This is a genomic window from Flavobacterium sp. LAR06, from assembly GCF_041946075.1.
Lineage (GTDB): Bacteria > Bacteroidota > Bacteroidia > Flavobacteriales > Flavobacteriaceae > Flavobacterium.
On sequence record NZ_JAUTYT010000002.1, the window covers coordinates 399990 to 424976 of the forward strand.

The 24987-nt window shown below is 33.2% G+C and carries 28 protein-coding genes and 2 tRNA genes; 11 read left to right on the forward strand and 19 right to left on the reverse strand.

Annotation, left to right across the window (positions count from 1 at the left end):
- Window positions 1-15: 15 nt before the first annotated feature.
- Together rsmH and mraZ are read right to left on the reverse strand one after the other, a co-directional pair.
- Window positions 16-924 (reverse strand): 16S rRNA (cytosine(1402)-N(4))-methyltransferase RsmH, encoded by a 909-nt coding sequence (rsmH, locus tag Q7C23_RS04880; RefSeq protein ID WP_194658082.1) that lies wholly within the window; start codon window positions 922-924, stop codon window positions 16-18.
- Complete coding sequence (gene mraZ / locus Q7C23_RS04885) at window positions 899-1372, reverse strand: division/cell wall cluster transcriptional repressor MraZ (RefSeq protein ID WP_375031448.1); 474 nt, start codon at window positions 1370-1372, stop codon at window positions 899-901. Before mraZ ends, rsmH begins: the two co-directional genes overlap by 26 nt.
- Before the next feature lie 378 nt (window positions 1373-1750).
- On the opposite strand from mraZ, the gene Q7C23_RS04890 reads away from it, so the two are divergent.
- From Q7C23_RS04890 to Q7C23_RS04905, 4 genes are all read left to right on the forward strand, one after another.
- The gene (locus Q7C23_RS04890) at window positions 1751-2515 is read left to right on the forward strand and encodes an alpha/beta fold hydrolase (protein WP_026985665.1); all 765 of its coding nucleotides are present in this window, start codon (window positions 1751-1753) and stop codon (window positions 2513-2515) included.
- A gap of 42 nt (window positions 2516-2557) precedes the next feature.
- On the forward strand, window positions 2558-3178 hold the full coding sequence (gene yihA / locus Q7C23_RS04895) for a ribosome biogenesis GTP-binding protein YihA/YsxC (RefSeq protein ID WP_026985664.1): 621 nt from the start codon (window positions 2558-2560) through the stop codon (window positions 3176-3178).
- 124 nt (window positions 3179-3302) lie between these two features.
- On the forward strand, window positions 3303-3893 hold the full coding sequence (locus Q7C23_RS04900) for a hypothetical protein (RefSeq protein WP_375031449.1): 591 nt from the start codon (window positions 3303-3305) through the stop codon (window positions 3891-3893).
- 55 nt (window positions 3894-3948) lie between these two features.
- A complete protein-coding gene (locus Q7C23_RS04905) occupies window positions 3949-4578 on the forward strand; it encodes a hypothetical protein (RefSeq protein WP_375031450.1) in 630 nt (209 codons plus the stop codon).
- Between the two features lie 75 nt (window positions 4579-4653).
- On the opposite strand, the gene gldC is transcribed toward Q7C23_RS04905, so the two are convergent.
- Window positions 4654-4989, reverse strand: a complete 336-nt coding sequence (gldC, locus tag Q7C23_RS04910) for a gliding motility protein GldC (protein WP_375031451.1) — start codon at window positions 4987-4989, stop codon at window positions 4654-4656.
- The gene (gldB, locus tag Q7C23_RS04915) at window positions 4989-5945 is read right to left on the reverse strand and encodes a gliding motility lipoprotein GldB (protein ID WP_375031452.1); all 957 of its coding nucleotides are present in this window, start codon (window positions 5943-5945) and stop codon (window positions 4989-4991) included. The genes gldC and gldB overlap by 1 nt, the downstream gene beginning before the upstream one ends.
- Window positions 5946-6044: 99 nt before the next feature.
- Here gldB and nadE point away from each other — a divergent pair, with 99 nt between their 5' ends.
- On the forward strand, window positions 6045-6851 hold the full coding sequence (gene nadE, locus Q7C23_RS04920; protein WP_375031453.1) for an NAD(+) synthase: 807 nt from the start codon (window positions 6045-6047) through the stop codon (window positions 6849-6851).
- A gap of 96 nt (window positions 6852-6947) precedes the next feature.
- Window positions 6948-7577 carry a response regulator transcription factor gene (locus Q7C23_RS04925; RefSeq protein ID WP_026730588.1) on the forward strand — a complete coding sequence of 210 codons (630 nt, stop codon included), beginning with the start codon at window positions 6948-6950 and terminating at the stop codon, window positions 7575-7577.
- Here the strand turns inward: Q7C23_RS04925 and dnaG are convergent.
- The 5 genes from dnaG to Q7C23_RS04950 all read right to left on the reverse strand — a co-directional run bounded on the left by dnaG (window position 7574) and on the right by Q7C23_RS04950 (window position 13342).
- Window positions 7574-9637: a DNA primase gene (gene dnaG, locus Q7C23_RS04930; protein ID WP_375031454.1), complete on the reverse strand. Its 2064-nt coding sequence runs from the start codon at window positions 9635-9637 to the stop codon at window positions 7574-7576. The genes Q7C23_RS04925 and dnaG overlap by 4 nt on opposite strands.
- 128 nt (window positions 9638-9765) lie before the next feature.
- Window positions 9766-10857, reverse strand: a complete 1092-nt coding sequence (locus Q7C23_RS04935; protein ID WP_375031455.1) for a hypothetical protein — start codon at window positions 10855-10857, stop codon at window positions 9766-9768.
- A gap of 43 nt (window positions 10858-10900) precedes the next feature.
- Window positions 10901-11620 carry a hypothetical protein gene (locus Q7C23_RS04940; protein WP_375031456.1) on the reverse strand — a complete coding sequence of 240 codons (720 nt, stop codon included), beginning with the start codon at window positions 11618-11620 and terminating at the stop codon, window positions 10901-10903.
- Entirely contained in the window at window positions 11607-12167 is a 561-nt protein-coding gene (locus tag Q7C23_RS04945) for an RNA polymerase sigma factor (RefSeq protein ID WP_375031457.1), read from the reverse strand. The genes Q7C23_RS04940 and Q7C23_RS04945 overlap by 14 nt, the downstream gene beginning before the upstream one ends.
- Before the next feature lie 197 nt (window positions 12168-12364).
- Window positions 12365-13342: a polyprenyl synthetase family protein gene (locus Q7C23_RS04950; protein ID WP_375031458.1), complete on the reverse strand. Its 978-nt coding sequence runs from the start codon at window positions 13340-13342 to the stop codon at window positions 12365-12367.
- 158 nt (window positions 13343-13500) lie between these two features.
- Between Q7C23_RS04950 and Q7C23_RS04955 the strand changes: the two genes are divergently transcribed.
- The gene (locus Q7C23_RS04955) at window positions 13501-14361 is read left to right on the forward strand and encodes a hypothetical protein (RefSeq protein WP_375031459.1); all 861 of its coding nucleotides are present in this window, start codon (window positions 13501-13503) and stop codon (window positions 14359-14361) included.
- Window positions 14362-14448: 87 nt separating this feature from the next.
- On the opposite strand, the gene rlmN is transcribed toward Q7C23_RS04955, so the two are convergent.
- Window positions 14449-15492 (reverse strand): 23S rRNA (adenine(2503)-C(2))-methyltransferase RlmN, encoded by a 1044-nt coding sequence (gene rlmN / locus Q7C23_RS04960; RefSeq protein WP_375031460.1) that lies wholly within the window; start codon window positions 15490-15492, stop codon window positions 14449-14451.
- 210 nt (window positions 15493-15702) lie between these two features.
- On the opposite strand from rlmN, the gene Q7C23_RS04965 reads away from it, so the two are divergent.
- The 3 genes from Q7C23_RS04965 to Q7C23_RS04975 all read left to right on the forward strand — a co-directional run bounded on the left by Q7C23_RS04965 (window position 15703) and on the right by Q7C23_RS04975 (window position 17599).
- Window positions 15703-16035: a hypothetical protein gene (locus Q7C23_RS04965; RefSeq protein WP_375031461.1), complete on the forward strand. Its 333-nt coding sequence runs from the start codon at window positions 15703-15705 to the stop codon at window positions 16033-16035.
- A gap of 116 nt (window positions 16036-16151) precedes the next feature.
- Entirely contained in the window at window positions 16152-16793 is a 642-nt protein-coding gene (locus Q7C23_RS04970) for an O-methyltransferase (RefSeq protein WP_026985648.1), read from the forward strand.
- A gap of 80 nt (window positions 16794-16873) precedes the next feature.
- Window positions 16874-17599 (forward strand): phytanoyl-CoA dioxygenase family protein, encoded by a 726-nt coding sequence (locus tag Q7C23_RS04975; RefSeq protein ID WP_375031462.1) that lies wholly within the window; start codon window positions 16874-16876, stop codon window positions 17597-17599.
- A 54-nt stretch (window positions 17600-17653) separates the two neighbouring features.
- Here the strand turns inward: Q7C23_RS04975 and Q7C23_RS04980 are convergent, their stop codons facing one another.
- The 7 genes from Q7C23_RS04980 to Q7C23_RS05010 form a co-directional block, all read right to left on the reverse strand.
- A complete protein-coding gene (locus Q7C23_RS04980; protein ID WP_375031463.1) occupies window positions 17654-18217 on the reverse strand; it encodes a phosphatase PAP2 family protein in 564 nt (187 codons plus the stop codon).
- A gap of 1 nt (window position 18218) precedes the next feature.
- On the reverse strand, window positions 18219-18578 hold the full coding sequence (locus Q7C23_RS04985) for a twin-arginine translocase TatA/TatE family subunit (protein WP_375031464.1): 360 nt from the start codon (window positions 18576-18578) through the stop codon (window positions 18219-18221).
- A gap of 104 nt (window positions 18579-18682) precedes the next feature.
- Complete coding sequence (locus Q7C23_RS04990; RefSeq protein ID WP_375031465.1) at window positions 18683-20926, reverse strand: M1 family metallopeptidase; 2244 nt, start codon at window positions 20924-20926, stop codon at window positions 18683-18685.
- Window positions 20927-20992: 66 nt separating this feature from the next.
- The gene (locus Q7C23_RS04995) at window positions 20993-21499 is read right to left on the reverse strand and encodes a DUF6702 family protein (RefSeq protein ID WP_375031466.1); all 507 of its coding nucleotides are present in this window, start codon (window positions 21497-21499) and stop codon (window positions 20993-20995) included.
- Entirely contained in the window at window positions 21489-22250 is a 762-nt protein-coding gene (locus Q7C23_RS05000; RefSeq protein WP_375031467.1) for a hypothetical protein, read from the reverse strand. Before Q7C23_RS05000 ends, Q7C23_RS04995 begins: the two co-directional genes overlap by 11 nt.
- Complete coding sequence (locus tag Q7C23_RS05005; RefSeq protein ID WP_375031468.1) at window positions 22240-22965, reverse strand: carboxypeptidase-like regulatory domain-containing protein; 726 nt, start codon at window positions 22963-22965, stop codon at window positions 22240-22242. The genes Q7C23_RS05000 and Q7C23_RS05005 overlap by 11 nt, the downstream gene beginning before the upstream one ends.
- Entirely contained in the window at window positions 22952-23719 is a 768-nt protein-coding gene (locus Q7C23_RS05010; RefSeq protein WP_375031469.1) for a hypothetical protein, read from the reverse strand. The genes Q7C23_RS05005 and Q7C23_RS05010 overlap by 14 nt, the downstream gene beginning before the upstream one ends.
- Window positions 23720-23881: 162 nt before the next feature.
- On the opposite strand from Q7C23_RS05010, the gene pepE reads away from it, so the two are divergent.
- Window positions 23882-24589, forward strand: a complete 708-nt coding sequence (pepE, locus tag Q7C23_RS05015; RefSeq protein WP_375031470.1) for a dipeptidase PepE — start codon at window positions 23882-23884, stop codon at window positions 24587-24589.
- A 143-nt stretch (window positions 24590-24732) separates the two neighbouring features.
- Here the strand turns inward: pepE and Q7C23_RS05020 are convergent.
- Window positions 24733-24805 (reverse strand) — tRNA-Gly (locus Q7C23_RS05020).
- A 107-nt stretch (window positions 24806-24912) separates the two neighbouring features.
- A tRNA-Gly gene (locus Q7C23_RS05025) sits at window positions 24913-24985 on the reverse strand.
- Between the last annotated feature and the right edge of the window lie 2 nt (window positions 24986-24987).

Here is a 24987-nt window from a genome sequence, read left to right on the forward strand (position 1 = left end):
TTTTCTACCTTTATATTATATCTTCTCAGCAATTCTTAATTTTGCACTTCTCGCTCTATTGTTAATTTTGATCTCAGCGTCATCAGGAACAATCAGTTTTCCGATAGTTTTAAATGGAACTGAAAAGTTTCCATAAAAATCACGTTCCGGCTCTCCTTCAAACATTCCGTTTTTAATAAATCTTTTTACCAATCTATCTTCTAAAGAATGATAAGAGATCACTGAAAATCTTCCGCCCGGATTTAAAATCTCCAATGACTGCTCAATAAACTCTTTCAAAACATCCATTTCCTGATTTACCTCAATTCGGATTGCCTGATAAATCTGAGCCAATATTTTATTTTTAACTCTTTCAGGTAAATATTTTGCCAAAACTACTTTTAATTCGTCTGTCGTTTTGATTGGATATTTCTCCCTGGCTTCAACAATTGTTCTTGCCAGAGCCGGTGCATTTTTCAACTCCCCATAATCAAAAAAAACACGACGTAAATCCTGTTCTTCATATTCATTAACCACCCGATAAGCATTTAAATCATTTTTTTGACTCATCCGCATATCTAGTTCGGCATCAAATCTTGTAGAGAATCCTCTTTCCGGAACATCAAACTGATGTGATGAAACTCCTAAATCGGCCAGGATTCCATCTACTCCCTTAACACCGTGAAAACGTAAAAATCTTTTTATAAATCTAAAGTTCTCATTAATTAAGGTAAACCTTTCATCCGGCAATGCATTTGCAAGCGCATCCTCATCCTGATCAAAAGCAAATAATTTACCGTTTGGCCCTAATCTTCTCAAAATTTCTTTTGAATGCCCACCACCTCCAAACGTAACATCTACATAAATGCCGTCAGGTTTAATATTTAAACCATCAACTGTAGGATGAAGTAAAACCGGATTATGATATTCCATTGTCGTCGTCATTAATATTTCCCATTACTTCTTCGGCTAAATCTGCAAAATCCATATCTTCGCCGCTTATTGATTTTTCATATAAATCCTTATCCCAAATTTCCACAATATTAACCGCAGACGAAAAAACCACATCTTTAGCAATACCTGAAAAAGTCACCAAATCTTTTGGCACCAACAATCTCCCTAATGCATCAATTTCTACCATTTTAACTCCGGCAGTAAATCTTCGAATGAAATCATTGTTCTTTTTTACAAAACGATTCAGCTTGTTGATTTTTTGCATCATCAGATTCCACTCTTCCATCGGGTATAATTCTAAACACGGTTGAAAGACAGAGCGCTTCAAGACGAATCCGTCCTGAAGAGAAGAAGCCAATTGCTTTTTCAAAGGCGCAGGCATCATTAGCCTCCCTTTAGCATCGACTTTACACTCATATGTTCCAACAATTGTGTTCAAGAAAAATCAATTAATATGTTATAGGACAAAAATATAAAAAATATTACCACATTTTACCACAATATACCACTTTGTTAATAAGTTTAACCACTTTCCTACCACTACACCTAATTTACAACCAATCAATACCTTAGCTAATTATTACTGAATTTTCAATTACATTAATCAATCGGAAAAAATATGCATCATTTTTCTTAAAAAAATGTCTATTCCGTAAGTTTCTTAACATTTAGCAAATACACCAAAAACGCCTCTAAAATCTGATTTATAAGCACTTAGATGTTCTACGAAAATTATCTAGTTAAAAAACGGTACCAAAAATTCATTTTTATTTATTAAACCCTATATTTGTCCAAATTGAAATTGGCATTAAATTAGATGGACAAACACTACAAAAAAGAAGGCAAATACAGCTATTATGAAGCTGGAGAAGGAACTCCTATCGTTATTTTACATGGCTTAATGGGAGGCCTTAGTAACTTTGATGCTGTAGCCGAATATTTTCCAACAAAAGGATACAAAGTTGTCATCCCTGACTTGCCAATATACACGCAAAGCATTTTAAAAACGAACGTAAAAAGCTTTGCAAAATATGTAAAAGACTTTATTACTTTCAAAGGTTTTGATCAGGTAATTTTATTAGGTAATTCATTAGGAGGACACATTGCCCTTTATCACACAAAATTATATCCCGAAAAAGTAGCAGGACTTGTAATTACCGGAAGTTCTGGCCTTTACGAAAGCGCTATGGGAGACAGTTACCCAAAAAGAGGTGATTACGAATACATCAAAAAGAAAGCTGAAGATGTATTTTATGACCCTGCAATTGCCACTCCCGAACTTATTGATGAAGTTTATGCAACGGTTAATGACCGTATTAAATTAATCAAAACCCTAACAATTGCCAAGAGCGCAATTCGTCACAATATGGCTAAAGATTTACCAAAAATGACAGTGGAAACCTGTATTATATGGGGAAAAAATGACGCCGTTACGCCACCAAATGTTGCCGAAGAATTTGATAAATTATTGCCTAATTCAACTTTGTATTGGATAGACAAATGTGGACACGCTGCTATGATGGAACATCCTCAGGAATTCAACAAAATTCTTGAAGAATGGCTCGTTAAAAAGAATTTATAGCATCTAACTTTCGACTTTTAGGAGGTTTTAAAAACAAAAAACATGAAAATTACAACCGCCGAATTTATTGTCAGCAATTCTGAAGTTGCAAAATGTCCTGCGGAATTTTTGCCGGAATATGCTTTTATCGGAAGATCAAACGTTGGTAAGTCTTCGTTGATCAATATGCTTACCAATCACAAAAATTTAGCAAAAACTTCAGGAAGACCTGGAAAAACACAATTAATAAATCACTTTAAAATCAATAATAATTGGTTCTTAGTTGATTTACCTGGTTATGGTTACGCAAAAGTATCTAAAAAAACAAAATCAGTTTTCCAGCAATTTATTACCGATTATTTTGAAACCAGAGAGCAATTAGTTTGTGCTTTTGTTTTGATTGATATTCGTCATGAAGCTCAAAATATAGATATTGAATTTATGTCTTATATGGGCGAAAGCGAAATTCCGTTTTGTATTATTTTTACGAAAGCAGATAAAATCAGTAAAACAAAAATTGATTCTCATATTGCAGCATACAAAAAACAAATGTTTGCTAACAACTGGGAAGAAATGCCTCAATATTTTGTAACCTCATCAACAGAATCAACTGGAAAAGAAGATCTTTTATCTTATATCGATGAAGTAAATCAGGAAGTATTTAAAAACAACTCACAATTTTAGAAAATAAATTACAATTTTTAAAATCTCAAATTCCAACTTATAAGTTAGAATTTGAGATTTTTTATTTGCAGAAAATTCTTAACAAAGAAAATAAATTATATTTGCTTAAAACTAACTTATCACTATGAAGATTTTTTTTTACTTTCTAATCTTATTATTCCTTTCTTCTTGTAACACTACTCATTATTTCGTAATCAGTAAAAGACATACTGAGGGGATAGATTTCTCTAACGGAAAATGGTTAATCGGTGACATTTCAGCAAATCCATACGCTAAGGACAAAATAACTAATTTAGTTTTAAAAGATTTTTCAGAATATCTAGGCGAGAGAGTAAAATATTCATTGGCTGAAAAATCATTATTACTACCTCAACAAGTTCGCCTTAATCCAAGTAAATCAACAATTTTAGATTTAAAAAAAGGAGCTGATTTCGATTATTATGTAAATATTAAATGTAAAAATGCAAAAAATGACTTAAGCGATTTTGACTTTGCAGATCATTTTTACTATAAAAAACAAATGTCTTTTGCAGAAGTTACATTACAAGTATATGATTTAAATCTTGGAGAAATAATTTATTCACAAACAGTAGGAGGCTCAATAGAAGACGAGAACAGTTTCACAAATAAACCTACGACTACAATTATATTAGGCACTTACAATAAAATTATAAATGACATAAAAGAGAAATCCATTAAACCAGTTGCTAAATAATTCTTTTGATGCAAATAAAAAAACCAAATTCAACATTTGGAATAAAATATATCTTATGAAGAACGACAAACTATTCTTTTTCATCTTTACAATCCTCGCCTTAACATCGTGCTCCTCAAAAACTTATATGTTTACGTCCGGACCAAGATCTGGTGTTGATTTTACTTCCGGAAAATGGCTGATGAACGAATTGGATTGCCCAAAAAAATCTAAAGATAAATTAACCGAAGAGTCTTTAACCTTTTTTAAAAAGAATTTAGGTGAACGTCTCTTCTATATAAATGATGTGAACGGGTTACTTGTTACCAGAAAGATTCCGTTAAATCCAAGCAAAACAAAACTAAAAGAACTAAAAGACGGAACTGGTTTTGATTTTTTTATCAATATTTCGACAAAGAAAAACAAAAGTGATCTTTTCGCAATCGAGCTCTATCAAACCGATAATGAAATAGGAAAAAATGAAGCATCTGTACTTGTTGAAATTTATGATTTGAATTCCCAGGAAATTATTTACTCACAAAATGTGGTTGGGGTTGCAAGAAAAACAAAAAACGAATCTGTCTGGGCAACAGAAAAATCAGATAAGCTTATTGACAACATCGATTTTTACAAAACATCAAATAAATTAATGGCCGGAGCTTTAAAAAAAATATTTAAAGATTTAGACAAAAGATCGGTTAAGTAGCCAACAATAATAAAAAAATCCCAAATTCCAGATAGCAATTGGAATTTGGGATTTTTTATTATTGGAATTTGAAAATTATTTCGTCAGTTCCAGTTTCTCTGCAAAATAGTCACAGAAATCTTTCATAGTGTCTGACATTTTCTCATCGTCAGTTGCACGCTTAAAAGTATCTGACATTGCCACTAAAGTCTGGTGAAAGAAAATTTTCATTTCATCAACCGGCATATCTTTTGTCCATAAGTCAATACGCATCGTTTCTTTGGCTTTGCTATCCCAAATAGACAACATAATTGCTTTTGCTTCTTCTGCTTGCACTCCGCCATCTTGCGCGCTCCAGCTTAATTTTTCCGGAACACGGTTTTCATCTAATTCTATATTGAATTTAATCTCTGAGTTTATTGTATCTGACATTATTTCTTAGGTTTATATTTTGACTTCTCGAAAATCTCTTTATTATCTGTTTTTAACAATTCCGGTAAAGTAACATTGTTATTCTTCATATACGAACGCACTATTTGCCAGCCGATCCAAGCCCCAACTCTTCCTGGTGTATCATTATCTATTTCCAAATAAAATTTAGAAAACGGTCCAGGTGTCATAAATCGGGTTGTTAATTTAGGATCATCACTGTAGAGCATTTCTTTTTCAAGAAAATAACGCCACATATACGCTTCATTTTCTTCGCACCATTTTATTTGCTCAGGCATATAACCAATTTTATCGGCATCTGTATATTCTGGCAATAATAAATCTTTTGCGTACAATTGTTTACCTTCAAAAATCATTTGAGAAACTAAATTCCTATCCGGAAACGCCGGAATATTTCTGTAAGCAAAACTCGAAACCACATCTGGCATAATTTGTTTTTCTTCAAAATTCTGCTTCAGATAATTCGGAAACTCATAAAATTTATGATCTTTCCCTAAGTATAATTCCAAAGCTACAATTACCAGACTATCAGCATAAATTGCTTTGGCGTTATAATCCATTTCACCAATCACAGTAATTACTTTTGGAGTTTTAGTTTTAGGAAAATAATATTTAACATGTTGAAAAAGCGAATTAAACTCCTGACGTACAGGTTCAAAATTCGCATACTTTTTCTGCACTTCTTCATACACTTCTCTCCAAATTGGCTCCTGCATTTTCTGCAGCCAAACTGAATCATCATTACCTGCAGGAAAAAAGAAAGGATATTGCCTTTTTACTTTGACTAAATCCTCTGGTTTTGTTTCAAAAAATACTTTATCAAAACGTTCTACTTTAATATCAACCGGAATTTCTTCCACTTCTTTTTCGACTTTGCTTTTTTGATCACAAGACAAAAAAAACAGAGACAGAACCACTATAAAGCGATATATTTTCATTTTATTTTAATTAGATTTGTGTTGCATAAATTTAAATAAAGACATACTTAAAAATATTTGTGCAAATATACATCCCTGTATCTTAAAACTTGAACTATTATGGCTAAAAAAAGTACAATTCAAACAGAAAAAGTAAATACCCACATTGTAGATTGGTTAAAAAATTATGCTAACAGTGCAAAAGTAAATGGTTTTGTAATTGGAATTTCCGGCGGAGTTGATTCTGCTGTAACCTCTACATTATGTGCCCAAACGGGTTTACAGGTTTTATGTGTTGAAATGCCAATCCACCAGGCCGCAAGTCAAGTTTCAAGAGGAAGAGAACATATTGAGCAATTGAAAAAACGTTTCCCAAACGTATCAAGCATAGAAACTGATTTAACAGCCACTTTTGAAGCTTTTAAAAGCTCTGTTCCACAAACAGATGACGAAGCCAAGGTAAGCTTATCTTTAGCTAATACACGTGCTCGCATCAGAATGACATCCCTGTATTACTTAGCAGGTATTCACGGACTTTTGGTAGCCGGAACAGGAAATAAAGTAGAAGATTTCGGAGTAGGGTTTTATACTAAATATGGAGATGGCGGAGTTGATTTAAGTCCGATTGCTGATTTAATGAAATCTGATGTTTATGCTCTTGGAGAATTTTTAGCAATTCCAAATTCAATTTTAACAGCAGCTCCAACAGATGGACTTTTTGGTGATAACAGAACCGATGAGGATCAATTAGGAGCAAGTTATGATGAACTTGAATGGGCCATGTTAGCGGCGGAGTCAGGAAAAACGGCAGATAACTTTAATGGGAGAGAAAAATCTGTCTTTGAAATTTATAAACGATTAAACACCAGCAACAAGCACAAAATGGATGCTATACCTGTCTGCATAATACCAAAAACGTTAAAATAAAACTTTTTAACATTTACCTTCGATTAATTACAGAATTTATTTATTAATTTTACAGCTCCAAAAACATGATAAAACAATTCTAAAAAGGTAAAAATTATGATTAAAGTATGTCTTGCAGACAATCATCCTGTGACTCACTTTGGCGTTAAGTCTTATTTTAAAGACCACGATCAAATTTCAATTGTTGCCAATGTGGGCAATTTTTCAATGGTTAGAGATATTCTTCAAACGAAGGAAATTGACATCCTAATTCTCGATTTAGAGTTAGAAGGTCTTTCTAGTATCTTTGAAGTTAAATCAATCCTGAAAAACTTCCCAAAAACAAAAATTGTAATTTTTAGTGACCTCGCTGAACAAATGTATGCTCCAAATGCAATTAAAGCAGGAGTTTCCGGGTATGTACACAAAACAGAAAAACTTGAAACTTTAGGTCTTTCTATTATCAAAGTACATGAAGGAAAAATTATCATCAACGAGACTGTACGTAAAAACATGGCTCTAATTGCTAAACAAAGCAAAAGCGAACGTTTGTACAGAAAACTGTCAAATCGCGAGATTGAAGTTTTACGTTATTTAAGTGATGGTAAGAAAAACAATGAAATCTCTAAAATCTTAAATCTGAACGAAAAAACGATCAGTACTTACAAATTAAGATTATTGACTAAATTGAATGTTACTAATTTAGTTGACTTAGTTAACAAAGCGAAGACTTTAGAAATTATTTAATGGTATCTCGACATTACTCTTCCGAGTTTTTTCGAGAATGAATTAACTAAACTTGAGTAATCCATTACCATAGACAAAAGCTCTGTATTATCTGAATTATCAGGTTGTATAGAGCTTTTTAATTCTTCAATAATTTTACCCACTAAAAACCAACGCATAGACATAACTGTTTCAGTTACATATTGTGCTATCGTTTCGTGTTTACCTTTTGTAAAAATATTCTGCCCTTCCCAATCATGAAGAGCCAATCTTTCATCTTCCATTAAAATATCCGTAACTTCCTGAGCAAAATCAGGCTGCAAACGCATTAAATATTGCTCAAGACTGAACTTTTCATTTTGATGATAAAAAGCAATTAAATCGGTAAAAATATCCCGAAATAAATTATTGGAAAGCTCTACCTCATCTTCCTGCAAACTCAAATAAATTCGCTGAAAAACTTTGTATTGTCTCTTTTCAGAGACCATTACAATCTCCCCTTCTTCATTATTTTTTAAAAGCACATCTTCAAATTCTTCTGTTTTATCGCCATAAAGCAATAAAATTTCAATTACTTTTCGCTCCAGACGATATAATATATCAACCTTTTCATTTTGTTGTTGTTGAGGATATCCCGGTTCTTCAAAATAACCCTCAGGCGGTCCATTTCTTGGATCTTCCGGGTCTCCTCCTGAAAAACCAGTATTTTTGGGATTCTGGTTTCTAACAACTTCAAAAGGTTTTTGTTCCTGCTTTTGCTTTTTATTGGCTTCTGTAAGATCTTTTTGAATCAACTGTGCCAACGTGCTTACCAAAACCTGCTCCGAAATATCCATAATTCGGGCGCATTCCTGAGTATAAACCTCACGCTGAATACGATCCGGAATTTTCGAAATACTAACAACCATATCGCGAATCAAATCGGCTTTTTTTATAGGATCGTTTTTGGCCTCTTTCATTAGAAGAGACGCTTTAAACTGTATAAAATCTTTACTGTTTTCTTCTAAATAAGCTACTAAATCATCGTGAGAATTTTTTCGGGCAAAACTGTCAGGATCTTCACCATCAGGAAAACCACAAACTCTTACATTCATTCCTTCTTCCAGAATCAAATCGATTCCGCGAATAGAAGCACGAAGTCCTGCAGCGTCGCCATCAAAAAGTACGGTAATATTTCTGGTCAGACGATTTACTAACCGAATCTGATCTGGCGTTAAAGCAGTTCCAGAAGAAGCTACAACATTCTCAATTCCTGCCTGATGAAACTGAATAACATCTGTATATCCTTCAACTAAATAACAATTATTCTGTTTAGCAATTGCCTGTTTAGCCTGAAAAATTCCATACAGCACTTTACTTTTATGGTAAATATCACTTTCCGGTGAGTTTAAATACTTCGCCGCTTTTTTATCATTCGTTAAGATACGTCCTCCAAAACCCAAAACACGTCCCGACATACTTTCTATCGGAAACATTACACGTCCTTTAAAACGGTCAAAAGGACGGTCTTCACGAGGAATTGTTAAACCAGTACTTTCAAGAAATTCCAATTTATAACCTTTACCCAAAGCTTCTTTAGTTAAAGCATCCCAGGTTTCCGGCGAATATCCCAAACTAAACTTTTTAATCGTTTCATTTGTAAATCCTCTTTCTTTAAAATAAGAAAGCCCAATTGCTTTTCCCTCCTCTGAATTTAAAAGTGTTTTATGAAAATAATCTTTTGCAAATTCTGAAACCAAATACATACTTTCACGAACATCAGTTATCGCTTTTTCTGCGTCTGTTTGCTCGGTCTCTTCAATCTCGATATTGTATTTTTTGGCCAAATACCGAATGGCTTCCGGATAGGTAAATTGCGAGTGCTCCATTAGGAATTTAACAGAGTTCCCTCCTTTTCCGGTACTAAAATCTTTCCAGATTCCTTTTGCAGGCGACACCATGAACGACGGAGAGCGCTCATCTGAGAAAGGACTCAATCCTTTAAAATTACTTCCGGCACGTTTTAAATTGACAAAATCACCAATAACCTCCTCTACACGAGCAGTTTCAAAAACAGAATCAATTGTACTTTGTGAGATCAAAACGTAAAATATTTTAAAAGTTGAGAGCTTGTAAAAATACATAAATCCATCTTGAAATTTATCGATTTGTCACATAAAAAAAGCGCCTTTTTCAAAGCGCTTTCCTTACTAACTAATTTAATTTTTATTTAATTAAAATCGAAACGTATACCTAATGAAATATTATTCTCCTTTACCGGATTGTCTTGAAATATTGAATTCAAATCATATTTCAAATACAAACTTGTTTCCTTATAACCTATATAGGTACTTAGCCCGTAAATAAAGTTGTTTGTATTAAAGTCTCCTTTTGTTTTTTGCGTCGTTTTATAATCATTGTCTTCGTACTTTAAAATCTGTTTAGATTTTACATTAATTCCTGCATATCCTCCAACTCCCAAACGAAAACCTTTATGGGTTCTAAAATAGCTTTTACCTTCATAATTGCCATCTTTTGAAAAATCAAATTCTAAATGCACAGGAACTACCAAATAAACATTTCTAAAGCGTGATTCTTTTAAATTTATTGGGTTGGTCACTAATTCTGTTACCTCATTATTAACAACAAAACTGCGATTATCTGTTGGTCGAAGATTATTATACATTAACGAAAGTCCGTATTTGGCATGCAATAAATTATTATCGGCCATTATTCTTGAGTTAAATGTAAAACCCCACTCGTAGAAATGTGATCCTATAAAACTGTAATTTGAATCCTGAAGTTTTCCATCCACCATCGTGCTATTTAACCCGGCAGCAAACACAAATTGAGATGTTGTTCTTTTAGATTCTCTTTTAACTTTTGCCTCTCTTCCCTCATAAACTTTCATAGAAGGAATGTTAATCTCTGTTTGATTCGGTCTAATAGAATCATTGCTTCCGCCAAGTAAAATAATTGTTCCTCCTCGTTCTTTCTTATAATCTATTTTGCCGTCTACCTTTTCCTGAACTAATTCTTGTAACTTATCCTGCTCTATTGCAGTTCTGTTTTCGATGTTACGTGCTCTAATTTCAGCAAAAGATTTCTTTTTCTTTTCAGCTTCTTCCTTAGAAATTGTTCCTTCAATTAATTGACTGTTCACCTCGTCAATTTCTTTTTTTAAAGCTGCTTTTTCCTCAGTGGTGATTTTTTCAATGCTTACAGCTATTGCTTTTGCTTTGTTCTCAAAAGTTTCCTGCCCTATCATTTTATTGACTAATAAGAAGAATAAAATAAATAAATAAATGGTGAAATTTTTCATGATTGTTTTTTTTGATTGATGATTTGACTGATAATTTTAATAATTAATCTTTAACATTTCTATTGGCAACAGCCACTTTGACCGTTTGATAATTTCTATTGATTTTAGAAATAAGTTTTTCTCTGAAAGAGAGTTCTAATTCTCCATCGACTTGATTAAGTAAATCATTAGCATTTATTTTTACTCTTGATTTTGGCTTAGTCGAATTTTCAGCAATTATTGTTTTTTCGGCCGAATCCAATAGTTGATCTACTGTTTCGCTTTTAGAAGTTTCGACAACTGAAGTTTGATTGTTGATGGATTGTTTTTCCTGATTGTTTTTGATGATGATTGAAGACTCCGCTATTTGATTTGATTCATTTTTAATGGTTTTATCCGTTTTTTGATTTGAAATGTTCTCTTCTTTTTTATTTGAATATTGAACTGCCGGTTTTTCTGAAATTACAACTTCTGTTTTTACAGGATCAATAGTATTTAGAGTTGGTTTTTCAACCGAATCTTTCTTTTGAGCTTCTTTAATTACAATAGTATTTTTTGACGTTTCAGCCTTGCTTTCCTTCTGATTAAAAAAGAAAGTTCCCACCAATAAAAACCCAACAACACTTGCTGCGATGTACAACCATTTGTTTTTCTTTTTGGGTTGTTTCTTTTCTTCAGCAACACTCAACATAGCATCCAATCGATCCCAGGCTTTATCGCTTGGTTCAATTTTGCGCTCGTTTAGTTTTTCACGGAAATCCTTTTCAAAATTATTCGGTTCCATTATTTTGTTTTTTTAAAATAGTAATTTGTGTTTGCAACATTTTTCTGGCATGTGATAACTGCGATTTCGATGTTCCTTCATTAATTCCTAACATCTTGGCAATTTCATTGTGTTTGTATCCTTCAATGGCGTATAAATTGAAAACCATTTTATAACCGTCCGGCAAAGCATCAATTAAAAACTGAATCTGATCTATTGAAAACTGACTGTCAATTGCATTAAAACTTTCTTCTACATAAATTTCATCTTCTGTAAATTTTACTTTTTTCTGAACTCTTAAATAGGAAATACATTCGTTTACCATAATTCGGCGAATCCAGCCTTCAAAACTTCCTTTATGTTCAAATTTGCTTAAGTTGGTAAACACTTTCATGAAAGCGCTTATCATTACATCTTCTGCTAATTGAATGTCTTTTATATATTGTCGACAAACACTCAGCATTTTCGAAGAAAACCGACTGTATATTTGTTGCTGAGCTTGTCGATTATTTTCGACAGCCAACTTTATAAGTTCAGTTTCTTCTTGATGTAAATGAATAATTTTCATTTATAAGCGTTTCGGTTTTGGTTTACTAACAGACTTCTATTAGCATAGACGAGTTAGGTTGAGAAATGGTTGCATGGGAAGTAAAAAAAATCAAAAAATAAATTCCAAATCCCAATAACAGAATCTAAAACACTAAAAAACAATCAATTAAAAATAATTTTCTAATTGACAAATTTTCTAATTATCTAATTAAAAAATTATTTCTTTCTTTCAATAACGTAATTCACCATCAAAATAAGAGCAGCTTTAAACTCAGAATCAGGGTAATTCTCTAAAAGTAAAAGTGCTTCGTGCTGAAATTGCACCATTTTATTTTCGGCGTAAGCCAAACCATTATTGTCTTTTACAAAAGCAATAACTTCTTTAACGCGTTTTTTGTCTTTGTTGTGGTTTTTAATGGAGTTTATCAGCCACTTTTTTTCTTGAGGAGTACAAGTATTTAAAACATGAATTAAAGGCAAAGTCATTTTTTGCTCTTTAATATCGATTCCGGTTGGTTTACCGATTGCTTCTTCGCTATAATCGAATAAGTCGTCTTTGATTTGAAAAGCCATCCCGATAAGCTCGCCAAATTTTCGCATATTCTCCACCTGAATATCATCTTCAATTACCGATTTTGCGCCAAGAGCACAACAAGCCGCGATAAGTGTAGCGGTCTTTTTTCGGATGATTTCATAATAAACATCTTCTGTAATATCTAGTCTTCGGGCTTTCTCAATCTGGAGCAATTCACCTTCGCTCATTTCACGAACGGCAACAGAAATGATTCGGAGTAAATCGAAATCACCATTATCTATCGAAAGTAATAATCCTTTCGATAATAAATAATCACCAACCAAAACGGCAATCTTATTTTTCCAAAGTGCATTGATAGAGAAAAAACCACGGCGGCGATTACTGTCGTCTACCACATCATCATGAACTAAAGTAGCGGTATGAATTAATTCAATAACCGAAGCTCCTCGATAGGTTCTTTCGTTTACAATACCGTCAGAAACCATTTTTGCCGTCAGAAAAACAAACATAGGACGCATTTGTTTTCCTTTACGATTTACGATGTAATACGTGATACGGTTCAGTAATGCAACCTTTGAGGTCATCGATTCATGGAACTTTTTTTCAAAAAGTTCCATCTCGTTAAAAATGGGCTGTTTTATTTGAGAAGTAATATTCATTTCGATTCCAAATATACTATTTTAAATAAAAAAACGTTGTGTATTTTACGTTAGTATATCAACAATTTGTACACTAATGTAAATTCACCACCCAAAACATAATCTGGTTAAAGCCTAATTTGAGTTCATTAATTAAAATCACGTAAAACTAATTTATTATGAAAACAAAATTTTTATTTATTGGAACATTAGTGGCTTTATCTTTTTTTATCAGCTGTAATTCTGATGAAAAAACAAATGACGGAACATCAGCAGCCATTTCTAAAGATGAAATAGTTACAAATTCTAAAATTGACGCCTCGATAGATGATGTAACCAATATTGCTGAAGATCAATTTAGCGCACAACAAAATGTGACAAGCAAACCAAGCGGGCCGGTAAAAAATTTCCTTCCGAGTTGTGCTACTATTACAACAGTATTAACTAACAATACCTGGACCAGAACTGTAGATTTTGGAGTTGAAGGCTGTACCTTAGAAAATGGAAATACCGTAAAAGGAAAAATGGTTATTTCTTTTTCTAATGACTTTTCAGCTTCAACGCAGACTATTAGTTATACTTTTGATGGGTTTTATCACAATGGCAAAAAACTTCAGGGTAGTAAAAGCATTGTACGAACTGTAAAAACAACTGACTTACTGGCAACAGCACATCCTGTATTTACAGCCGCAATTGATTTGACCATTACTTTTGATGACGGAGGTGTTTACATCAGAAAAGGTTCTTTGGTTAAAGAAATGGTAGAAGGTTATGATACCTGGTTCAATTGGGAAGACAATGCTTATTTGGTAACCGGCAGTGGTACAACCACTTTCCCAAATGGAGATACTTTTTCAGCTGAAATCACAACACCTTTACAATTTAAAGCAATATGTAAAAAATCATTTGCTGTAAAAGGAATTGTTTCTGTAACTAAAAATGGTGCTTCGGCAGTTATTGATTACGGAGACGGAAGTTGCGACACACTTGCTAAAATCACAAAAGACGGCGTGACGGAAGAAATCGATTTGAAAAAATAAGAATCCTTTTTGCCCAGAAAAAAAGCATTAAGAACAAGAAGATCTCTCGTTTTTAATGCTTTTTTGTTTATTTAAAATATCAGGAACTTATCCTTCTTTATTTGCCAATTGCCCGCAGGCAGCGTCAATATCTTTTCCGCGACTGCGGCGTACTTTTACCACTACTCCAATATTCTCTAAAGCTTTTATGTAAGCCATAATAGATTCTTCTGAAGCTTGTTGAAACTCGCCATCATCAATTGGATTATACTCAATTAAATTGACTTTACAAGGCACATATTTACAAAATTTTACCAAAGCATCAATTGAGGCTTTATCATCGTTAATTCCCTTCCAAACCACATATTCGTATGAGATTTTGCTTTTTGTCTTTCTGTACCAATATTCTAAGGCTTCACGTAAATCTTTCAATGGAAAATTCACACTGAAAGGCATGATTCGCGCACGAATTTCATCAATAGCTGAATGGAGTGAAACCGCTAATTTGAATTTCACATCATCATCAGCCATTTTCTTAATCATTTTCGGAATTCCGGAAGTCGATACCATAATACGTTTTGGCGACATTCCTAAACCTTCTGATGATGTAACCATATCAATAGCTTTAATGACATTATTATAGTTCATTAAAGGCTCTCCCATTCCCATAAACACGATATTCGAAAGCGGGTGATTGTGATATAAACGACTTTCTTTATCGATGGCCAAAATCTGATCGTAGATTTCTCCCGGTTCTAGATTACGCATTCTTTTCAATCTTGATGTTGCACAGAAATTACAATCTAAACTACAACCCACCTGACTAGAAACACAGGCTGTTGTTCTGGTATCGGTCGGAATCAGAACTGATTCAACTACCAAACCATCATGCAAACGAACTGCATTTTTTACTGTTCCGTCGCTACTACGCTGCATGGTATCAACTTTAATGTGGTTGATTACAAAATTCTCTTCAAGCATAGACCGTGTTGTTTTGGCAACATTTGTCATATCCTCAAAACTATGTGCTCCCTTGCTCCATAACCATTCATAGACTTGATTTCCACGAAAAGCTTTGTCATTATTTGCGACAAAAAAATCTCGTAATTGATCTTTTGATAAGGCTCTTATGTCTTTTTTCTCGATTTGCATGGTGCAAAGTTACTAAGTATTTATGGAAACCTTTTAATTCTTAAAAAACTTTAATACCAAACTTTCAAAATCAAAAAAATTGGCACGGGAATTGTCTTGCTCTTCACAGAAAAATAATCTTACAAAGAGCGCTTAATTTTAAAATTTGTACTTTTATTTTTTCAGCTTTATAACCTTTATATTTTATCAACTTTTAAAAAGAATTTAATCATGAAAAAACAAATTTTAAGCTTAGCTGTTGTAGCTTTATTAGCATTCGCTGTTCAATCTTGTGAGAAGAAAGAACCAAAACCAGCAGAAGACGAATTAACCCTTGGAAACAAAGTAGATTCTCTTACAACAGATATTGAAGAAGTAAAAGACAGTGCCGTTACTAAAACTGAAAAAGCAGCTGAAGATGTAAAAGATGCTACCCAAAAAGCAGCCGATGATGTAAAAGAAGCCGCTAAAAAAGCTGCAGAAAAAGCAGAGGCCGCTGCAAAAGCTGCCAAAGACGGAACAGTAAAAACTGCTAAAGACGTTGATGAAGCATTGAAAAAATAATCTCTTTTGAATTTACAAAACTGAAACCATCCTCCTACGGCGGATGGTTTTTTTTTATGCAAAAAAGCGAGCGGATATTTTTTGTATTTTTGTCTTAAATTAGAAGATACTACAACATGCATTTTATTTCACAAGACTTAGAAGATTATATCGAACAACATTCTGAAAACGAACCAGAATTGTTAGCAAAACTTAATAAAGAAACGTACCAAAAAATTCTTTTACCAAGAATGTTAAGCGGACATTTTCAGGGTCGTGTTTTAAGTATGCTATCTAAATTAATTCGCCCTGTAAACATTCTGGAAATCGGAACGTATACCGGTTATGCTGCTTTATGCTTGTGTGAAGGCATGCAGGAAAACGGTCAATTGCATACTATTGATATCAAAGAAGAATTAATTGATTTTCAACGTAAATATTTTGATGCTTCACCTTGGGGAAAACAAATTTTTCAGCATTTAGGAGAAGCAATAGACATTATTCCGACTTTGGATGTGAAGTTCGATTTGGTTTTTATTGATGCTGATAAAGAAAACTACTTAAATTATTGGGAAATGATTGTTCCGAAAATGAATAAAGGCGGAATTATTTTATCCGATAATGTTTTATGGAGCGGAAAAATCCTTGAACCGGTTCATCCAAATGATGTTAGTACAAAAGTGCTTTTAGAATACAATTTACTTTTAAAAAATGATCCGAGGGTTGAAACGGTTTTATTGCCAATTCGTGATGGATTGACGGTGAGTAGAGTACTTTAAAAAAAGTTGCTTAGGCCCTAAGATACTGAGATTCTAAGTTTTTTTTTAGCATCTGTAATTAAATAATACTTGATTTCAAAATGAATTGTTTAAACGAAATAAATACTGAAGGTTTTACAATTATAAATACTGTTTATACTGAAAATGAAATCGAAAAACTGATTTCGTTGATTGAGAATAATACAGAAAGTAGAGCGGATACAGCTACTTTTAGAAAATCTCAGGATTTATTTGCTATTAGACAATTTCACAAAGAAATACCTGAAACTTTACCTTATATCTTCAATCAAAATTTAAAAGATATTATTGAAGCTACTTTTAGAGAAGGCTACTTTATAACGAAATCCATCTATTTTGATAAACCGGAAAAATCAAATTGGTTTGTCGCTTATCATCAGGATTTAACGATTTCTGTTGACAAGAAAATTGAAATCGAAAACTTTGAAAACTGGACTACAAAACAAAATCAGTTTGCCGTTCAGCCTCCAAAAGAAATTCTGGAAAACAATTTCACTATCAGAATTCATCTTGACACTACCACAAAAGATAATGGTGCTTTAAAAGTCATAAATAATTCGCATTCAAAAGGAATTTTCAGAGTTGAAAATCTACAGACTGAAAATGAAACCATTTGCGAAGTTGAAAAAGGTGGAATAATGATTATGAAGCCTTTGTTATTTCATGCTTCGAACAAAACTACCAATAATGAAAGACGAAGAGTTATTCATATTGAATTTAGTAACCAAATCCTTCCAGATGGATTAGAATGGAGTGAAAAAATAGCTACTGAGATGCTGAGCTTCTAAGTTGCTAAGATTACACCAAGAGAAAAACTTAGAACCTTAGAATCTTAAAAAAAATTATCCCGGAAAATATTGTGGTTTTAATTTTCGATACAAAAGATACATCAAAGACCCAAAAAGTGCTCCGAAGAAATAACCCGTAAGAATGTCTACAGGATAATGTAATCCTAAATAAATTCGGCTATAAGCGAAGATTAATGGCCATAAAAACAGGAATCCCAAATATTTAAATTTGTTTCTTAGTACTAAGAATAAAAATGTCGCTACCGCCATGGTATTTGCCGCATGACCAGAGAAAAAACTGTAGGAAGTTCTAACCTGAACAATACGAATAAATGACTTTATTTCGGGATTATTACATGGGCGTAAACGCTCGAAAGTGTGTTTAAACAAATTAGTCATCTGATCAGTAAAAGCGATTAGTACCGCAATGAAAAGAAGTATATATAAGGTTTGCTTTATACCTACCTTTTTATAAATAAGATAAAACAGGAATAAAAAAAATGGTGTCCAATACAATTGATTGGTGATAATCAGCCAAAGTTTATCGTATGTTTCAGAACCTAATCCATTAAGATACACAAAGAGATTGGTATCTAATTCTTGTATTTTTTCAAGCATATTACATTTGGCGTTTTACAGGTCCGGAGATTGTGTCGATATCCTCTTTTACTTTGTCGATTTCTGTAGCGGTATCGCCTAACAGATTACCGGTCAAGTTAGTGGTATCGCCTAATAAATTAGTTTTTGCATCGTTAATTTGGGCATTGATATTACCCGTAATATCCGTAAGAGCTCTTGAATCAAGGCCGTTTGCCTCTGCTCCTTTATGAATTTCACTTTTAATATCGTTGGTCGCGTTTTTTAATTGCGCCATAGCTTTTCCCATTGTACGTGCGATTTCAGGCACTTTGTCAGAACCAAAAAGCATAAGTACTATAAACAGTATGAAAACTAATTCTCCTCCTCCTATACCAAACATATCTTATATTTTTATGTGCCACAAAGATATTAAATTTTGTAGCTGACTGTTTTAAAATTTACTTAAAAAAAAAGACTCTTTTCAGAGTCTCTTTAGTTTTATACTTAATCAAATTTTGACTTTTCCTCTACTTTTGGCCAAGAGTTGTTGGTCACATCAATATCAGCTGTCATTAATTTTGGATCTATCTGTATGCTTTTGATTGCTTTTTCAGTTGCGTAAACTTTCTTAGCTGTATCATTATTTTTTCTCCAGATTTGAGCCGGATACTGGAAGCTTTGTTTTGAACCATCTTCGTAAGTAATCTCAACCAAAATTGGCATAATCATTCCGCCTGGTTTATTAAACTCTACTTCATAGAAATATTTTGGTGATTTTAAACCTGCTTTTTCTTCAGCTGTAAAACTTTGATTTACATAATCAGCCAATAATTTCACGTCATCTACCTTCAAAGCTTTTTTCTGAGAAGCATTAACTTCTGCGTTATCACTTGCAACTAAATAAACGAATGGACCTTTATCTGATCCAAAACGTCCTTTTCTAACCTTAACATCTTTCAAATCAGCTGTTGGAGTATCAGAAACGTAATATTGTTTTACGTCTTTAATTCCGATATCTACGAAATCTGTTGAGTAAAACCATCCTCTGAAAAACCAATCTAAATCTACTGCAGAAGCATCTTCCATAGTTCTAAAGAAATCCTCAGGAGTCGGGTGTTTGAACTTCCATCTGTTTGAATAGGTTCTAAAAGCATAATCAAACAATTCTCTTCCCATAACCACTTCTCTTAAAATGTTAAGACCTGTAGCTGGTTTTCCGTATGCATTGTTACCAAATTGCGCAATTGTTTCAGAGTTAGACATAATAGGCTCTAAAAACTTTTGATCCCCACTCATGTAAGGAACAATATTTTTTGCAGGCCCACGTCTTGATGGGAATTTCGGATCTAATTCTTGTTCTGCCAGGTACTCTAAAAATGAATTTAAACCTTCATCCATCCAGGTCCATTGACGCTCATCAGAGTTTACAATCATCGGAAAGAAAGTATGTCCCACTTCGTGAATTACAACACCGATCATTCCGTTTTTAACTTGTTCGCTAGTAACGCCATTTTCATCAGGACGTCCAAAATTCCAACAAATCATTGGATATTCCATTCCCTGATCTTCAGCCGAAACCGAAACTGCTTTTGGATAAGGATAATCAAAAGTATGAGATGAATAACTTTTTAAGGTGTGCGCTACTGTCATTGTAGAAGTTTCTCCCCAAAGCGGATTTGCTTCTTTAGGATAAACAGATTCTGCCATAACAATTTTACCTCCCAATTTTACAGCCATTGCATCGTAAATGAATTTTCTTGAAGAAGCAATACCGAAATCACGTACGTTTTTAGCACTAAATTTCCACGTTTTTTTCTTTTCAGAGAAACCTTTTTCAGCTGCTTCTGCTTCTGCCTGAGTAACAATTACAACTGGTTTATCAAATGATTTCTGAGCTTGCTCGTAACGTTTAACCTGTTCTGCAGTAAAAACTTCCGCTCTGTTTGTTAATTCTCCTGTTGCATCAATAACATGATCTGCAGGAACTGTAATGTTTACATCGAAGTTTCCGAAAGGAAGAGCAAACTCTCCGCTTCCCCAGAATTGCATATTTTGCCATCCTTCAACATCATTGTAAACCGCCATTCTTGGGTAGAATTGCGCAATTACATATAATTTATTTCCATCTTTTTCGAATAATTCATAACCTGAACGTCCGCCTTCTTTTCTATAATTATTGATGTTATACCACCATTTTATAGCTAATGAAATTTTTTCTCCCGCTTTTAAAGGGGTTGCCAAATTAATACGCATCATCGTTTCGTTGATCATATATGACATTGGATTTCCTTTAGTGTCTTTTACCTGTTCGATGTTGAAACCACGCTCCAAATCTTTTTTCAGATATTTATTAGAAAAACCATCTAATGGTAACACCTGATTGATTTTTTCGCTCTCCGCCAATGGCGTCTGAGTATTTGCTTTAGCCTGATTTTGATCCAACTGAATCCATAAATATTCTAAACTATCCGGAGAATTATTTGAATAGGTAATCACTTCAGAACCTGTTAATTTTGAATTTTTATCATCTAATTCGATATCAATTTTATAATCTGCCTGTTGTTGGTAATAAGCAGGACCTGGCGCTCCTGAAGCCGTACGAAACATGTTTGGTGTTGCCAGCAAATCATACATTTGACTGAATTTGTTGGTATCGTACTTACCTTGTTGTTTTGGGGCAACTGCGGTATTTTTTTCCTGAGCCATTAATAAGGCAGGAAAAATTAATAATAATGAAAGTTTTTTCATAAAATGTAATAGGTAATTTTATCAGGGTGTGAAAATAACAATTAAAATGATAATTATACCCATTCATTAATACTTTAACACTTCTTTCCTTGAAGATTCTGTAAAAAGAACACTCTTTTTATTACCGAATGCTGAAATATGTGTAATGTTCTGCTGCTCAGCATTCCAATCAACCAAAATGGTGTTTAAAATCTCCAGTGTCTTAAATTTTTCAACATCCTTAATTCGCGAATAACAAACCAATACATCACCAGCCTCAATTTCCTTTGACAAAAAAGTAATTGGTTTTGGCTGCCCGTTTACTTTTATTGTAAAATTTTCTGAAAGATATTTCTTAAACAATTCCAGATCTTCGGGTGTTTCCTTTTCTGTCCCAACAAAGGTTTTTTTATGGTATTTTTTCTCCATTCCGTTATTCAGATCATCAATAAAAATACGGGATGTAATTTGAATCATTTTCTTTTCCGCTGCGTAATTCACCTGAAAAACACCCATATAAAATTTATGAAAAGCAAATGAGGATAGCGATAAAAATAAAACCCCAATTAAGGGGTATATTAATTTATTTTTCATTTTTGGAAACAGTAATATTCTTAAAATCTTTATTCTTGTTAATCATGAAATCGATTAACTGAAATTTATCATCAGGCTTTAAATAGCGCTTAGATTCAGGATCATTAGAGCAATACATTAAGAACAACTCTATTTCATCATCTTTTAGATTCAATGTTTTATTGAAAAAGTCAGGAGTAAAATTATCTCTGGCATAAGCTGTAAATGCAATATCACTTATAACTTCTTCCTTCACTTCATCATTTTTGCGCAAAAGCTTCTTGACATCCTTAAATATTCGAACAAAATCAGTTCCATATTTAATGGTCTGATCTGAATACATTACAGTGTTTTTTGCTGTAGATTGTTTGTCATCTTCAAACTGCATATCTACTATCCCCTGAGAACCACCTCCCAAAGCTTTTACTTTTAAATCTTTATGAACCAAAACTTCTTTAAGCTGATTATTTACTAAATCTAAAGGAACCGTAAACAGAATTTGAGCACAATCTTTTTCAGTCAAAACAATCTTTTTAGACTGAAATGCCATTCCGGTAAACAGCAAAGTATCTTTTGGCTTTGCCATGATATCAAACAATCCGCCGGAACCAATAAAAGTTCTAACATTGGCATTTATATTCATTACGTATCCACTCTCAATAGCAAGCGATTTGTTAGTCACTTGCCCGTGTAATGGCATCCTGGTCGAATTTTGTCCAAATGAGATTTGACAAAACAGGCACAAAACGAGTACTCTTAGGCTATTTTTCATTTTCGAGGATTTTAAGATATTTTCTGGCTAATTCAGTTATTAAAAACATACTCATTGTTTTGTTTTTACTATTCAAAGATACGGCAAATTCAGAATCCTCTACACAATATAATTGAAATCCTTTAATATCTTCCAACGAAATCCTTAATCTTTCTGTATAATAATTCTCATCAAAAAGATACTCCAGTTTTCTGAAAAGCATTTCTTTCTTCTCTACTTTCACTTCTTTTTTCAGCATCGACGTGCGTCCTGAAATTCCATTTAATATTTTATCTATCGAAGTAGATTTGGCCGTGTATAACTTCCTTTCGGCAGGTGTATATGTTTTTTGACCATGCGGCACAATTCCGAGATTCTCAGCAGTAATACCCGCGTTGTCATTAACAACAACCTCTTTCAGTTCGATTTGTTTCGCGGTCATTTTTATCTTAATTCCAGAAGATGTCAAATCTTCCGCTGTAATTCTAAGTTTTAAAGGCTCCATATTAACTGAAGAAAAAACCAAAACATCGCCTTCTTTTACAACAATAGAAAACATTCCGTTTTCATCTGTAACAGCAGTAATTTGCGTATTGTTATTGATAATATTGACACCTTCAACCGAAGAGGACTGCTCAAATACCTGCCCTAGAATTTCTTTGGCACCAGAGGTTTGTCCAAATGAAATTTGAGCAATTATTAAAAATAGAATCAATAAAATATTACTTGTTCTCATTAGCCAATATTTCCTTGTATTTAACAGCCAATTCAGCTAACAAGAATTCAGTTGAAGTTTTATTTTTGGAATTTAAAATGACCGTAAACTTATCATTTTCTACGGCATAATATTCAAATCCTTTCACATACTCACTCGGAATTTTCAATCGGTTCACAAAATGATCCAGACTAAACATATTCTCTAAAAGTTTCATGAAAAATTCCTTTTTTTCAACTATTAATTCCTTTTTAAGCATTTTTGTTCTGCCTGATAAAAAATTCAAAAAAGGATCAGCAGAAATTGAACCGCCAGCCATTCCACTTGCGCTTGCAGTCGCATCTAAAGCGGTAGCAGTTCGCAATTTTCTCTCGCTTTCGGTATAAGTTTTTTGATTTGAAGGGACAATTCCCAAAGCCACAGCATTAATATTATCATAGCGTCTTACGATAACTTCCTGCAATTGATGCATTACCAAACTTAGCTTTACAGTAAAATTAAGATCTGTAAAGTTTTCGTTAGTTAGCAAAACCCTATTTTCTTTGAATTGAATAGAAGAAAAAACAAGTGTGTCGCCCGGTTTGGCCATTATCGAAAAAGATCCATCAGCAGCCGTTGTCACCATAACTTCTGTTTGTGCATTTACCACATAAACACCTTCCAAATCATTTGTATTCGAAACGATTTTACCATTGACAGCAGCACGATCCTGATCCTGAGACCATGCAGTCTGACTCAAAACAACAACCAAAACACATAAAACTTTATTGATCAAAATGAAAAAATTAAGATTACCGTTAAAAATGTAAAAATATCTTAATGTGTTCCAAAATTAGTATTAACGGCTTGGTAAAAATATGTTAATTAAACTCTGTTTTTCTAGCCTCAAAAAAGAGTTTTTAATATCTTTAACCTAAACAATTTGAGCACAAATTTTATGAAAAGCATTATCATTGCCAGCACCTCTACCCTTCACGAAGGCAGTTATTTAGAGTATTTATTACCTACTTTACAAGTACATTTTAAAAATTGCAAAAGCATCTTATTTATTCCTTTCGCACGTCCCGGCGGAATTTCACATAATGAGTATACTGAAAAAGTAGCACAGGCATTTACAACAATTAACATTTCAGTAAAAGGAATTCATGAGTTCGAAAATCCTGCGGAAGCGATAAAAAATGCAGAAGGAATATTTACAGGCGGCGGAAATACTTTTTTATTGGTCACTCAACTATATAAACACAATATTATGCAGCTTCTTTCTGAAACTGTAAAAAATGGAACACCTTACCTAGGAACAAGTGCAGGGAGTAATATTTGCGGTTTATCAATGCAAACAACCAATGATATGCCAATTGTCTATCCGCCAAGTTTTCAAACTTTAGGATTAATTCCTTTTAATTTGAATCCACATTATTTAGATCCGGATTTACAATCAAAACACATGGGTGAAACACGCGAAACCAGAATTAAAGAATTTCACGCTTTCAATTCTATTCCGGTTTTAGGTTTGAGAGAAGGAAGCTGGCTTGAAGTAAAAGGCGATAAAATAACCCTGAAAGGAAGTCTGAACGCACGTTTGTTCAAACAAAACCAAAACCCAGCAGAATTAGAAACAGAAAGCAATTTGAGCGACTTAAAATAAAATTTCAAAATTTTTAAATTCCAAATTCCAATTTTAAAAACATTTTTGTTATAAAGTTTGGAATTTGGAATTTAAGAATATTGTGATTTCCATGGTAGTCTAAAGCAAAAAATCCCCAAACAAATTGTTTGAGGATTTTGAAGAGCGAAAGACGAGGCTCGAACTCGCGACAACCAGCTTGGAAGGCTGGAGCTCTACCAACTGAGCTACTTTCGCATTAACAGGGTGCAAATATAAATAATTAAATCATTTAAAAAAATAAAAATCAATAATTATTTAACTTTGATAAAAAAACCGAAACAATTAAGTTCCGTTTTTTTTAGAGCGAAAGACGAGGCTCGAACTCGCGACAACCAGCTTGGAAGGCTGGAGCTCTACCAACTGAGCTACTTTCGCAT